The 12,990-nt window shown below is 60.9% G+C and carries 13 protein-coding genes; 3 read left to right on the top strand and 10 right to left on the bottom strand.

What is annotated here, in order from left to right; translation table 11 throughout:
• Positions 1 to 21: 21 nt before the first annotated feature.
• Positions 22 to 690 (top strand): isoprenoid biosynthesis glyoxalase ElbB, encoded by a 669-nt coding sequence (elbB, locus tag QYH43_RS07505; RefSeq protein ID WP_301156756.1) that lies wholly within the window; start codon positions 22 to 24, stop codon positions 688 to 690.
• Positions 691 to 764: 74 nt separating this feature from the next.
• Here the strand turns inward: elbB and QYH43_RS07500 are convergent, their stop codons facing one another.
• From QYH43_RS07500 to QYH43_RS07480, 5 genes are all read right to left on the bottom strand, one after another.
• Positions 765 to 1,220, bottom strand: a complete 456-nt coding sequence (locus tag QYH43_RS07500; protein WP_095057556.1) for a YaiI/YqxD family protein — start codon at positions 1,218 to 1,220, stop codon at positions 765 to 767.
• Positions 1,221 to 1,329: 109 nt separating this feature from the next.
• Positions 1,330 to 3,228 (bottom strand): cytochrome c/FTR1 family iron permease, encoded by a 1,899-nt coding sequence (locus QYH43_RS07495; protein WP_301156755.1) that lies wholly within the window; start codon positions 3,226 to 3,228, stop codon positions 1,330 to 1,332.
• Between the two features lie 160 nt (positions 3,229 to 3,388).
• Positions 3,389 to 4,021 carry a homoserine/homoserine lactone efflux protein gene (gene rhtB / locus QYH43_RS07490; protein WP_095057558.1) on the bottom strand — a complete coding sequence of 211 codons (633 nt, stop codon included), beginning with the start codon at positions 4,019 to 4,021 and terminating at the stop codon, positions 3,389 to 3,391.
• Positions 4,022 to 4,203: 182 nt separating this feature from the next.
• Positions 4,204 to 4,785 (bottom strand): mechanosensitive ion channel family protein, encoded by a 582-nt coding sequence (locus QYH43_RS07485; RefSeq protein ID WP_301156754.1) that lies wholly within the window; start codon positions 4,783 to 4,785, stop codon positions 4,204 to 4,206.
• Complete coding sequence (locus tag QYH43_RS07480; protein ID WP_301156753.1) at positions 4,785 to 6,695, bottom strand: ATP-binding cassette domain-containing protein; 1,911 nt, start codon at positions 6,693 to 6,695, stop codon at positions 4,785 to 4,787. Before QYH43_RS07480 ends, QYH43_RS07485 begins: the two co-directional genes overlap by 1 nt.
• A 50-nt stretch (positions 6,696 to 6,745) precedes the next feature.
• Here QYH43_RS07480 and QYH43_RS07475 point away from each other — a divergent pair, with 50 nt between their 5' ends.
• Positions 6,746 to 7,210, top strand: coding sequence for a TIGR02444 family protein (locus QYH43_RS07475; RefSeq protein ID WP_301156752.1), 465 nt, complete (start codon positions 6,746 to 6,748; stop codon positions 7,208 to 7,210).
• Here QYH43_RS07475 and QYH43_RS07470 read toward each other — a convergent pair.
• Positions 7,207 to 8,238, bottom strand: coding sequence for an AlgP family protein (locus tag QYH43_RS07470; protein ID WP_301156751.1), 1,032 nt, complete (start codon positions 8,236 to 8,238; stop codon positions 7,207 to 7,209). The two genes, QYH43_RS07475 and QYH43_RS07470, sit on opposite strands and share 4 nt — an antisense overlap.
• 193 nt (positions 8,239 to 8,431) lie before the next feature.
• Between QYH43_RS07470 and QYH43_RS07465 the strand changes: the two genes are divergently transcribed.
• Positions 8,432 to 9,097 carry an FKBP-type peptidyl-prolyl cis-trans isomerase gene (locus tag QYH43_RS07465; protein ID WP_301156750.1) on the top strand — a complete coding sequence of 222 codons (666 nt, stop codon included), beginning with the start codon at positions 8,432 to 8,434 and terminating at the stop codon, positions 9,095 to 9,097.
• 61 nt (positions 9,098 to 9,158) lie between these two features.
• On the opposite strand, the gene rsd is transcribed toward QYH43_RS07465, so the two are convergent.
• The 4 genes from rsd to QYH43_RS07445 all read right to left on the bottom strand — a co-directional run bounded on the left by rsd (position 9,159) and on the right by QYH43_RS07445 (position 12,980).
• The gene (gene rsd / locus QYH43_RS07460; protein WP_095057564.1) at positions 9,159 to 9,617 is read right to left on the bottom strand and encodes a sigma D regulator; all 459 of its coding nucleotides are present in this window, start codon (positions 9,615 to 9,617) and stop codon (positions 9,159 to 9,161) included.
• Between the two features lie 177 nt (positions 9,618 to 9,794).
• The gene (locus QYH43_RS07455; protein ID WP_301156749.1) at positions 9,795 to 10,346 is read right to left on the bottom strand and encodes a disulfide bond formation protein B; all 552 of its coding nucleotides are present in this window, start codon (positions 10,344 to 10,346) and stop codon (positions 9,795 to 9,797) included.
• A gap of 241 nt (positions 10,347 to 10,587) precedes the next feature.
• A complete protein-coding gene (locus tag QYH43_RS07450) occupies positions 10,588 to 11,826 on the bottom strand; it encodes a heme biosynthesis protein HemY (protein WP_301156748.1) in 1,239 nt (412 codons plus the stop codon).
• On the bottom strand, positions 11,823 to 12,980 hold the full coding sequence (locus QYH43_RS07445; RefSeq protein ID WP_301156747.1) for a uroporphyrinogen-III C-methyltransferase: 1,158 nt from the start codon (positions 12,978 to 12,980) through the stop codon (positions 11,823 to 11,825). Before QYH43_RS07445 ends, QYH43_RS07450 begins: the two co-directional genes overlap by 4 nt.
• Positions 12,981 to 12,990 lie beyond the last annotated feature (10 nt).

Raw genomic sequence — 12,990 nt, 5'->3', positions numbered from 1 at the left:
CATGAATCTGGAGAAAAGCCCATGAGCAAAAAAGTTGCAGTGATCCTTTCCGGTTGTGGCGTATACGACGGCGCCGAGATTTACGAAAGCGTGATTACCCTGCTGCGTCTTGATCAGCGTGGCGCGCAGGTGCAGTGTTTCGCACCCGACATTGCGCAGCTGCATGTGATCAACCACCTGACCGGCGAAGAAATGCCCGAGGCGCGCAATGTGCTGGTGGAGTCGGCGCGAATTGCCCGTGGCGAGGTCAAGGACATCCGCGAGGCAAACGCCGAAGATTTCGACGCACTGATCATCCCCGGCGGTTTCGGTTCGGCCAAGAACCTCTCCAACTTTGCCATCGAAGGCACCGCCTGCACCGTTCAACCCGATGTCCTGACGCTGACCGAAGCCTTTGCCGAGGCTGGCAAGCCGGTCGGCCTGATCTGCATTTCGCCGGCCCTGGCCGCAAAAATCTACGGCCCCGGCGTGACCTGCACCATCGGCAACGACACCGACACGGCCACAGCCCTGAACAAGATGGGCGCGACCCACAAGGAATGCGCAGTCAGTGACATCGTCGAAGACAAGGCACGCAAACTGGTGAGTACACCGGCTTACATGCTGGCGCAGTCGATCAGTGAAGCGGCGTCCGGAATCAACAAACTCGTGGACCGCGTGCTGGAACTGACCCACGAAAACGACGCATAAAAAATCGCAGCCTGCGGCAGCTCCTACGGATACGCACCGATCCATCGTAGGCGCTGCCGCGGGCTGCGATCTTTTCAGGGTTTGCGGGTGAGCCGAGTCAGAATCCGGTCCAGCGCATTGGCAAACGCCTGCTTCTCACGCTCGCCGAACGGGGCCGGTCCGCCGCTCACTTGGCCCTGCTCGCGCAAATCGGTGAACAGGTTGCGCACCGCCAACCGATCACCCATGTTCTGTGCATCGAACTCCTTGCCCCGCGGATCCAGCGCTGCCACGCCCTTTTTCACCAGGCGATCGGCCAGCGGCACATCGCTGCAAATCACCAGCTCGCCCGGAACCGCGTGTTCCACCAGATAATCGTCGGCGGCATCCGGGCCACTCGGCACCACGATCAATTTGACCAGTGCCAGGCCCGGCTTGATCTGCGGCTGCCCGGCCACCAGCACCACTTCGAACTGACGCTTGAGGGCGAATTTCACCACCAGGTCCTTGGCAGCCCGAGGGCAGGCATCGGCATCGATCCAGACACGCATCTTGTTTACCTCTGTTGAAAAGCATCGCGAGCACGCCACATTCCTACAGGTTAACGCTAAACCTGTGGGAGCGTGGCTCGCCCGCGAAAGTGAGCGCAGCGAATGCCGTTCAAGAAACCTGAACCCGCCGCTTCTCCGCCACCCAGCTACGACCATACAACACAACAACCGCGATGATCGCCACAGCCTGCGCACCCAGCGAATACGCGTCCGCGTGAATCCCCAGCCAGTCAAACTCAATGAACGGCACCGGCCGCGTGCCGAAAATACCGGCCTCCTGCAACGCTTTCACGCCATGCCCGGCGAACACCACCGACAACGCGCACAACAGACCGGCGTTGATGCTGAAGAACAACGACAGTGGCAGCTTGGCCGAACCGCGCAAAATCACCCACGCCAGACCGACCAGCAGTACCAGCGCCGTCGCGCCACCGGCCAACACCGCGTTATGCCCCGCCGGCCCCGCCTGCAACCACAGGGTTTCGTAGAACAGAATCACTTCGAACAGCTCGCGATACACCGAGAAAAACGCCAGGGTCGCAAAACCGAACCGACCACCGCCGCCCACCAGGCTGCTCTTGATGTAGTCCTGCCAGGCCGCAGCGTGGCGACGGTCGTGCATCCACACGCCCAGCCAGAGCACCATGACGGCGGCAAACAAGGCCGTCGCGCCTTCCAGCAACTCACGCTGCGAACCGCTGACATCAATCACATAGGCCGCCAGTGCCCAAGTCGCCAAACCTGCCACCAGCGCCAGCCCCCAACCGACGTTGACGCTGCGAACCGCCGATTGCTGGCCAGTGTTACGCAGGAAAGCCAGGATCGCCGCCAGTACCAGAATCGCTTCCAGCCCTTCGCGCAGCAGGATCAGCAGACCGGAGATGTAGCTCAGGGACCAGCTCAGGCCGTCGTTGCCCAGCAGGCCCGCCGACGTTTTCAGTTTCGCCTTGGCCGCGTCCAGGCGCTGCTCGACTTCGCCCACCGACAAACTGTCCTGCAACGACTGTCGGTACGCCATGAGGGACTTTTCGGTGTCTTTGCGCACATTGGCATCGACGTTGTCGAGCGAGCTTTCAACCAGCTCGAAGCCTTCCAGGTAAGCCGCTACCGACAGGTCATAGGCCTGATCGTGATCACCGGCGCGATACGCCGCGATGCTTTTATCCAGGGTGGCGGCGGTGTAATCGAGCAACTGCGCCGGACCACGCTTGACCTGCGGAGGCTGCGCCCGCTGGGCTCGGAACGTCGCCGCTGCTTGCGGCCCCTCGGCTACTTGCACTTCCGTCGGTGTCTGACGGGCCAGGTCGGCGATGTTGTAGGTTTTGTCGCTACCGGACGTAGCCTGGTCGGCACTGAAGCTGGCGATGTAGGTCGCCAGGTCCCAGCGTTGACGGTCGTCCAGTTGATCGGCGAAGGCCGGCATGTCCGTCCCTTCCACACCCAGGCCAACGGCGCTGTAGATCGCATAGAGACTCAGGCGATCCACACGCGAGGCATCGCGAAGATTGGACGGCGGCGGCATCAGGCCAACACCCGCCGGGCCATCGCCGGCCCCGGTGTCGCCATGGCAGACTGAGCAATGCTGGGCGTACAACGGCGCACCACGAGTAGGGTCAGGCGTAATGATCGGGGCTTGGCTGACTTCATAGGCCACGGCCAACTTCGCGCCCAATTGCCGAGCCTGTCGGGCGACGTCGGCGCCCTCCTGACGAGCACTGACGGCCTTTCGCAAATCAGCCACGCCCTGTTCCAGAGAGGCTTTCTCCGGTTTGGCCGGCATGGACCCGACCCACTCTTGCAGTGCCTTGATCGACTGTTGTTGGGCGCGGTAATCGGCCTGATTGATGATGCTTCCCGCCCGCACCGTCTCCGGGTAATCCGCGCTGATGTAATCAAGCACGTGCAACGCCTGAGGCGCGCCATCGACGGGGTCGGCCAGCAATTGAAAGCTGCATGTCGCGAACAGCGGCAGCAGCAGCCAGGCCAATAAACGGGACGGGGCAATCATGAATAAATCTCAATTGGAAATACGAAGTTACATATTGTTAACGCCAGACGGGTTTCGCTCAAGCTTTGTTGATAGTTCTTCGTAATCGCATTGGTTTCGCGAGCGGCCCCCCAAACGAAAAAGGCGACCGCCAGGGTCGCCTTTTTTACACGGGGCCGTTTTAAGCGGCCGCTTTGCGCAGTGTCGCCATGAAGGCTGCCGCGCCGATGAATAGCCCGGCAAACGTCCGGTTCATGCGTTTTTGCTGTTTTGGTGTGCGCAACAGTCGCAACACTTTGGAGGCCAGCCCGGTGTAGCCGGCCATGACGATCAGATCGACGCAGATCATGGTGACGCCAATGATCACGTACTGGATCAGCAGTGGCGCATGCGGGTCAATGAACTGCGGCAGCACCGCGAGCATGAACACCAGTGCCTTGGGGTTGCTGATGTTCACCAGAAAACCACGGAACACCAGCGCCATTGGCTTGCCGATCTGACGCACCGCCGCGTCATCGCTCATGTCGCTGGGCAGCGCACGCCATTGCTTGATCGCGAGAAAAACCAGGTACGCCACGCCGAACCATTTGATCGCATAGAAGGCCGTCGCCGACGCCGTGAGAATTGCGCCAACACCGGCGCCGACAATTGCGATCTGCACCGCCAGGCCCAATTGCAGACCCAGCGCATTCCAGTAGCCGCGCCAGAAACCGTATTGCAGACCGCTGGACATCGACGCAATGGCGCCGGCACCGGGAGAAAGACTGATCACCCAGCAGGCGGCAAAGAACGCCAGCCATGTTTGAAGCTCCATTGCACACCTCGACTCAGACTCGTGACAGACGTCTAAGCTAATGCGGCTTTGGGCCAATGACTACCGATTTTTTGCAGGAAAAGGGGCTTCATCTGGTCGAACACAAAGATCGCAGCCTTCAGCAGCTCCTACGGGAAAACACGTTCCAATGTAGGAGCTGCCGAAGGCTGCGATCTTTAGGGCTACTTCTCAAACCCGCTGGAAGGAAACACATCCGTCCCGCGCCAACGCCTGACCGAACGCTGGAAGAACAAGCTGTTGGGCACTTGCACCATGGCGCTGCCGGTACCAAGTTCCTCGGCCTCGATCAATGTGGTGTAGAGCAGATTGATCGCAATCACCCGGCCTTTGACGCCAGGCTTGTCGGTGGTGTCCACCAGTTCGACCACGTCGCCAATGCGGAATGGGCCGACGGTAAAGATCAGGATCGCGCACAACAAATTGGAGAGCACGCTCCACATGGCGAAAAACGCCACAGCCGCGACGGCGACGAAACCGGACAACGCCGTCCAGAGCACCGTGGCCGAAACCCCGAGGCGCTCCAGCACGAAAATCAATGCACTGCCCATGATCAGCCAGCGCAGACCACCGCGCAGCGGCATCAGCAACTGCGGCGGAAACGGATAGCGCTCGCCGAGACGGGTCAGGCATTTGGCGACGAAACGCTGGGCAACGTAGCCGGCCAGCAGGATCAGCAGGATTTGCACGCCGAGCCAGATCGGCTCGACCCACACAGCCGGTAGCGGCAGCTTGAAGGCGTCCATCAGGACAGCGCCTCCAGCTCCGCCTGCATGCTTTCCAGCAGTTCGAGCGCTTCCATCCAGGACTCTTCCAGCTCCGACTCACGCACCTTCAACCTGGCTTGTTCGGCCAGCAGATCACGTAATTCGTTCTTGCGCGCCGGCTCGTAGATATCGCTGTCGCCGAGGCTGGCGTCGACCTTCGCCAGTTTTTCGTGAAGCTTGCCCAGCTCGGCTTCGAGCTTGTCAGCCTCGCGTTTGTGCGGCGCCAGTTGCTGACGCAACGCAGCAGCGGCCTGACGCTGGGCTTTCTTGTCGGTCTTGTCCGGGTTGACCGGGGTGTTGCTGACCGGGGCATTGCGTTGACGGTATTCCACCAGCCAACGGGTGTAGTCCTCTAGGTCGCCGTCGAACTCCTCGACCTTGCCGTCCGCCACCAGATAGAAGTTGTCCGTGGTGCTCTTGAGCAAATGACGGTCGTGGGAAACCACCAGTACCGCACCACTGAACTCTTGCAGGGCCATGGTCAGCGCCAGACGCATTTCCAGGTCCAGGTGGTTGGTCGGTTCGTCGAGCAGCAGCAGGTTCGGCCGATCCCAGGCAATCAACGCCAGGGCCAGGCGCGCTTTCTCGCCACCGGAGAAATTCAGCACCGGCTCGTCGATCCGCGCACCACGGAAGTCGAAACCGCCGAGGAAGTCGCGCAGTGTCTGTTCGCGCTCGGTCGGCGCCAGACGCTGCACGTGCAGCAACGGGCTGGCCTTGGAGTCCAGCGAGTCGAGCTGATGCTGAGCGAAGTAACCGACCACGGTGTTCTCGCCACGGGTCAAGCGACCGGCCAACGGTGACAGCTCACCTGCCAGGTTCTTGATCAGGGTCGACTTGCCGGCCCCGTTCGGGCCGAGCAAGCCGATCCGCGCGCCCGGGGTCAATTGCAGCTTGACCTTCTCCAGCACGGTTTTGTCGCCGTAGCCCAATCGGGCATCGGACAGGTCGATCAACGGGCTGGAGATTTTCTGCGATTCGCGGAAGACAAAATCGAACGGCGAGTCGACGTGAGCCGCGGTCAGCTCCTCCATCCGCTCCAGTGCCTTGATCCGGCTCTGGGCCTGACGGGCCTTGGTGGCCTGGGCCTTGAAGCGGGCGATGTAGCTTTCCATGTGCGCACGTTGCACCTGTTGCTTCTCGTAGGCCTGCTGTTGCTGGGCCAGACGCTCGGCACGGGCACGCTCGAAGGCGCTATAGCCACCGCGGTACAAGGTGATCTTGCGTTGATCGACGTGAGCCACGTGATCGACCACGGCATCGAGGAAGTCCCTGTCGTGGGAAATCAGCATCAAGGTGCCGGGATAGCTTTTGAGCCACTCTTCGAGCCAGATGATGGCGTCGAGGTCCAAGTGGTTGGTTGGTTCGTCGAGCAGCAGCAGGTCCGAAGGACACATCAAGGCCTGCGCCAGGTTCAGACGCATCCTCCAGCCACCGGAGAAATCTCCTACCTGGCGATCCATCTGCTCGTTGGTGAACCCCAAACCGGCCAGCAACTTGCGGGCACGGGCATCGGCGGTGTAACCGTCGGCGCTATCGAGCTCGGAGTGCAGGCGGGCCTGAGCGGCACCGTCGTGGGCCGCTTCGGCTGCCGCCAGGTCGCGTTGCACCTGACGCAGGCGCAGGTCGCCATCGAGCACGTAGTCGACCGCCAGGCGTTCGAGCGTGTCGACCTCCTGGCGCATGTGGGCGATACGCCAGTCGGCCGGCAGGAAGCAGTCACCCGAGTCCGGGTGCAGCTCACCCCGAAGCAAGGCGAACAGGCTCGATTTGCCGGCGCCGTTGGCACCGATCAGGCCGGCTTTCTGGCCGGCGTGCAGCGTCAGCTCGGCGTCTTCTAGCAGACGTTGCGGGCCACGCTGTAAAGTCAGGTTCTGAAGTCGAATCATAATGGCGGCGGAGTCTACCAGCTTCGCTCGCAACTGGCGCGAGTAGCACTATGTCCTCTGACCTGTGGAGCTTTTCCCTGAGTACTTACGCCCGACCGGGTGTTGAACAGGCGTGCCTGCAATTGCAGTCTGCGGGCGTTAACGTCTGCCTGCTGCTGTGCGCCGCTTGGCTGGGCCAGCGAGGAGTCGCCTGCAATGAACAGCGTTTGCAACAACTTCGCACTGTGGCCGAGTCCTGGGACGCCGACGTGGTTCGACCGTTACGAGCCTTGCGCACGCAGTGGAAAGCGGCGGCTACGGACGACGTCGATTTGAATGCTTTGCGTGAACAGGTGAAGGCGTTGGAGCTGGAAGCCGAGCGACATCTGCTATTGCGACTGGAACGATCGGCACACAATTGGCCGCAGGATAAGGCAACCGATCTCTCGGTCTGGCTTGAAGGCGTGACGGCTGGCGCCGCCCACCTGGACCGCGACGCGCTGCATCAGCTGCGCGTCGCGGTAACCGGCACTTAGGAAGCGCTGGTTGGGGAGGTCACTGCTGCACTCGGAGCAGACGCCGGCGTGGGTGCTGACGTAGCTGTCGATGGGGTGGATGCCGAGGCAGGTGTTGCGGTTGGAGCCGGGGTCGCCGGTTTGGCCGCAGGTGCTGTGGCTGGCTTGACGGCAGCTGGCTTTCTCACTGCTGGTTTTGCCGCAGGCTTCGCTGCGGGTTTGGCTGCCGCAGGCTTGGCAGCGGCGGGTTTCGCAGCAGCCGTTTTAGCGACTGGTTTCGCCGGTGCTTTGGCAGCGGGTTTGGTCGCTGGCTTGGCAGCGGGTTTGGCCGCAACAGGTTTGGCTGCAGGTTTAGCGGCAGCGGTTCGGGCAGCAGGTTTAGCGGCCGGTTTTGCAGCTGTTTTGGCAGCTGGTCTTGCGGCGGCAGTTTTAGCGGCGACTGGTTTGGCAGCAGCAGCTTTTGCAGCAGCAGACCGTGCAGCAACAGGTTTCGCCGCGGTGGTTTTAGCCGCTGGTTTGGCAGTGCTGGCAGCGGGTTTTCTCGCGGCAGTTTTCGCTACTGGCTTGGCAGCAGCGGGCTTGGCCGGTGCTTTTGCAGCAGCCGGTTTGGCGGCTGCTTTCTTTGCAGGCGCAGCAGCTGGTTTGGCCGCACGCAGGGTCAACACCTTGCCGACAGCCTCTTGCACACGGCCAACGCCCTGGGCCAGTTTCAGGCTTTCCTGAGCATCGCGTTTGAGTTGCAGAATGTAGGCGCGGGTTTCCGATTGACGATCCTTGAGCGCATCAAGCAACTCCTCGAGATCGCCCACTGCACCTTTGGCTTTGGCTTGTGCCTTGGCTTTGCCGGCTGTTGCGGCGTCCTGCAATTTGATGCGGGATTTGTGCAGTTTCTCTTGCGCTTTGCCGCGCTGCTTTTCCAGTTTGGCGAGCAATTTTTCAGCATCAGCCAAGGCTTCGGAACAAGCGGTTTCAAGATGCTCGAGCAGGCTGCTCGAGAGTTGTTGGAGCAGGTGCAACGGAGTGTTTACTGGCTTCTTGGTGGCCGACATGGTTTACCTCCTGGCTGAAGTGAGTTGCGGCTCATACTAGACCTCTGCTGCAACCGCCGCTAGGGCATGTTGACACTATCGAAAGCGTTGCGTTGCAAAGGACAGAAAAACTTCTGTGCCGATGCAAAAGCAGTTCACCGTTGCGCGCATTCTCACTGGCATAATCGTTCGCAATTTCGGTCGGAGAGTGACCATGTCGCGCTACTTTTTTTTATCGCTGTGCGTGTTTTTTTCCGTGGCCCATGCCGCCGAAAGCACACGAGAAAACGAGGCTCACGATCTCGCCTACAGCCTGGGTGCGAGCCTGGGTGAACGCTTGCGCCAAGAGGTTCCCGACCTGCAACTTCAGGCGTTGGTCGAGGGCCTGCAACAAGCCTATCAAGGCAAACCTCTGGCGCTCAAAAACGAGCAGATCGAACAGATACTGAGCGAGCACGAAGCTCGGGTTGCCATGCAATCGGCCGAACCGCGCAGCGAAGCAGCCCTGGAAAAAGAGCAGCGTTTTCTCGCCGAAGAAAAAGCCAGGCCCGGCGTGCGTGAATTGGCAGATGGCGTGTTGCTGACCGAACTGACTGCGGGCGATGGCGCCAAGGCAGGACCGAACGGCAAGGTGCAAGTGTTGTACATCGGTCGCTTACCCGACGGCACGGTGTTCGACCAGAACAGCCAACCACAATGGTTCAGCCTCGACAGCGTCATAGCCGGGTGGCGTAGCGCGCTGCAAAACATGCCTGTTGGGGCAAAGTGGAGACTGGTGATTCCCTCGTCGCAAGCTTATGGCGCCGAGGGTGCCGGTGACGTGATCGCACCGTTCACACCCTTGGTGTTCGAAGTCGAGTTACGTGGCGCCACCCGTTAAATCGCGGGCACAAAAAACGGTGCGCCTTGGCGCACCGTTTTCAGGTCTTGCGGGAAGCGATTCAGGCTTGAACCGAATCGGCTTCCTTGTGTGCGGTATGCAGCACTTCGATCAGGCAGTCTTCCAGCTCAAAGCGTTCGTGTAACAGCCCGCCCAGTTCCTTGAATTTCTCGGCGACGCATTTGCCTTCATCGCAAAGGTCATTGAACGCGAGAAGCTTCTCGGTAATGACGTCGATACGCGGGTAGATCGTCTCGGCGAGTTCCAGGCCACGCTTGTCGTTGAAAGCCTTGGCCTCCCCCGTCAGCTGCTCATAGATCTCAAAATGCCCGGCAGACACGTAATCGACCAGCACGCCGCAGAACTCCTGCAAGGGCTTTCGATTCTCGCTCAGCGCCTCAGGCTTTGCACCGAGCTTGTCGTATGCATCGATCAGCTCTTTTCGCTCCTGCAACCAGCGGTCGATCAGCAGGTGCACTCCGCCCCAGCGTTCCTGAGCATTCTGACAACTTTCGAGCATGGTGATCTCTCTTCCCTTGGGGGTCAGATGCTCTACGCCCGCTCGCCTCTTGTAACGTCGGTGGGCGGTCAGGCATAGCGTCATCGAGCAACGTAATTCCAATGACACGTGCGGGCCAGATTATGCCCGCGCGACACTGGCTTCAAGGTACTCAGGCGATAAAGTTCATACAAGTGTTTAATCACTGATAAGAGCCCGGTGCGACGACTCGCCGCTGAGCGGTCGCAGGCAGCGGCTCCAGACCAGGCGCCACAACTGGGAAACAGCCAGAATCATCACGGCGATAAAGAACAGCAGACTCCACTCCGCGATACTCAAATCGAATAGCGTCCAGGAAATTTCCACACAATCGACCGTGCCGCTGAACATCTTCTGCACTAAAGGCACCCAAGGTGTACTGGCGAACAGCTCCGCCAGATTGGTTGAGCACACCCCTGGATGAACTGATGGACTGCTTTGCAGCAACACTTGTCGCCATGCCGTGGTGGTCCCCGCCAGGCTGCAACCCAGGGCCAGCAACCAATAGAGGCAATTGCCGACGCGACCGGGACCATGGATTGAAGCCATCAGGCAGACGCCGGCAAAGAGCGCCAGGCAAAAACGCTGCAACAGACACAAACCGCAGGATCGCAGGCCGATCACATATTCCAGATAATAGGAGCCGCCCAACGCCAGGGCACCGGCGATGAAAGCCATGAAAAACAAGGAGCGTGAGCGGGCCAAAATCATGGCTTTTCCGTAACAGTTGAGACAGACAGTTACGGTAGAGGAAAGCGCGGCAGGCTTTCAAGGCTGATTGCCAGAGACACTTCACCACAGGTGTAGGGAAATCCCGACGCATTCGAGGGGATTAAACGTAGGGCTCTGTAGGACTTTGCTGAAGACACCCCAGGAAAGTGAAAATCGTAGGGTTTTGACACGATTGCAGCCACTGGCGCAGGCTTCGCCCGTGGCTGCAAATGCGCGCTTTTCAGGCGCGAACCGGTACCGGCAGTGGAGCCGCCAGCAAGCGCTCGTCCAGCAGCCCCAGACCTTCCTGAAACAGCTGATTGCTGCGCTCGGTGTCACCCATCTGCGCCAACAGCCGCGCCAGTTCCGCGCAGGCTTCCGGATTGCGCTCCACGCGCAGGCTGCTTTCCAGATAATCCCGAGCCTTGCCCCACAAGCTGTTTTGCAGACACAGCCGGCCAAGGGTCAGCAGAAGGCTTGGGTCCGTCGGATGATCCTTGAGCCAGCCTTCGGCAACCTGCAGCTGACGGGCCGGATCGCTGCCGCGAACCAGTCCGTAGAGACGCGCCAGATGACTGCTGTAGTTGCGTTTTAGCGCCGTACGCAGGACTTCCTCGGCTTCAGTCTGGGCACCCAGTTGTCGCAACTGTTCGGCATAGGCCAGCACCAGTTGCGGCTCTTGTCGCTGTGCCGACGTCAGTTGCTGCCAAGCGCGATCGAGTGACTGTTGGCCGACCGCGCCGTCCTCGTCCCGCTGTGCTGCCAGGGAAAGGTTCGCGCCCCAGGCCCGGCGTTCCAGTTCGGCAAGCTCGGCGGCCGGCAGGACTTTATCCTTGCGTAGCTCCGGCAGCAGACGGATCACCGCCGACCAGTCGCCCCGCTGCTGGTGCAGGCGCTGCAACTGACGCAGGGTCTGCGCGTTATGTGGATGACGTTCGCGCATCGCTTGCAGAGTGGTCAGGGCGCCTTCAGTGTCGCCACGGTCGGTCTGCAACTGTGCGTGATTCAATGCGATGGCCAGCTCGGCCTGGGGTTGACGCTCAAGTGCGCGCTCCAACAGGTTGTCGCTTTCTTCGTAATTCCCTTGCTCGTTCGCGGCCCGGGCAGCGCCGAGATAGTAAAGCAGCGGCTGGCGCTCGGCCTCAGCAGCCCGGAACAAATGACGTTGCGCACTCGCCCAGCGACCTTCAGCCAGATCCAGCTGGCCGTGTTCGATTGCGACCTGCACCCGACGGCTGCGGTTGCGCCGAGACCACGGGTTGACCACGCCACTGGAGGTCATTACCAGCTCGACCAGCGCCTTGATGCCCCAGATCACCAGCCACAGCACCGCCACCAGTGCCAGAGTCGCCCACAGGCTGGACTCGAATCGGAAAGACTTGTAGGCGACCAGCACGTAACCGGAGTGCTCGGCAATCGCCAGCCCCAATGCCGCGGCGGCAGCGATCACGAGGAACACGATCACATAGAGGCGCTTCATGGCGTGGCCTCCTGCACAGCATTCGCGGCAGGTTTTGGCAGCGGCTTGATGGAGTCCTCGGCATTGACGTTGCGCCGCTCCAGATACCCTTGAACCGCACTCAGCGTACCCGTCAGGTCAGGCGTGATCACCGTGACCGGCTGCGTGCTCAACTCGGTCACCTGCTCCAGCATGACTTTGCTTTGCGGGTTATCCGGGTTGAAGTTGCCTTTGAGAACGTCCCGCGCTTCATCCAGCGCCTGGGTATACACGGCGGCCTGACCGTTGAGCGCGGCCCACTGCGCCTGCTCCAGGGCCAGGCTCAGGGCCAGACGAACCTGACTCAGGCCCTGCCCGGCCAGCAGCGGTCGAACATTTTTGTCGGCATTGAAGTCGATGCGGATGTAGCGCGAGATCTGATCCCACCATTGCGACCAGCGACTGGCACCATCGCCATCGGCGGTCAGGCCGAGCAACGAATCGCCGCGGTCCTTATATTCGGGAGCCAGTTCGGTGAGACTGATGACCTGATCACGTAGCGCACCGAGACGCAGGAACAGCCCGGTGCGATCCGGTTGCTCGGTGCTGCGCAAGGCCACCAGGGTTTTGGCCACTTGCTCGCGGGCGGCGAACGAACCCGGGTCATTCTGTTCGCGCAGAATTTCATCCGCCCCCTGCACCAGCGCCTGCGCACTGCTGATGTCCTGCAAGGCGGACAGTCGCAGGCTGGCCAGACGCAACAGGTGCTCGGCCTCGGCCAGACGCCAATCCTTGCGGCTTGCGCCGAGGACCGTTTCCAGTCGTTGATTCAAGCGCTGTTGATCGCCCTGAAGTTGAATCACCAGGCGGCTGCGCGACTCCAGCTCATCGGCCGAAGGCAATTGCGCCAGACGCGCAGCCAGTCGCTCCTCATTGAGTTTCAAGCTTTGCGCCTGATCGTTCAATGCCTGCACCTGACTCAACTGCTGCTGATTATTGGCCTGCAGGTGGCGCACCTGCCAGACACCCCAGCCACCGACCGCGACACCGGCGGCCCCCAATAACAGTGCGACGATTGCCAGCCCGTTGCCTCGGCGCTGCACGGCAGCAGGCGGCGGCATGTCATCGCCAGGTACATCAACCGGTGCATCAGGCACCGGCCGCACGTCATCTTTAGGCAAGGCTGTTTCGCTCACGTATCCATCC

It is taken from the genome of Pseudomonas sp. C32, assembly GCF_030417915.1.
GTDB lineage: Bacteria > Pseudomonadota > Gammaproteobacteria > Pseudomonadales > Pseudomonadaceae > Aquipseudomonas.
Note: the sequence above shows the minus strand (reverse complement) of the source record. Positions and strands in the feature narration are given on the sequence as shown.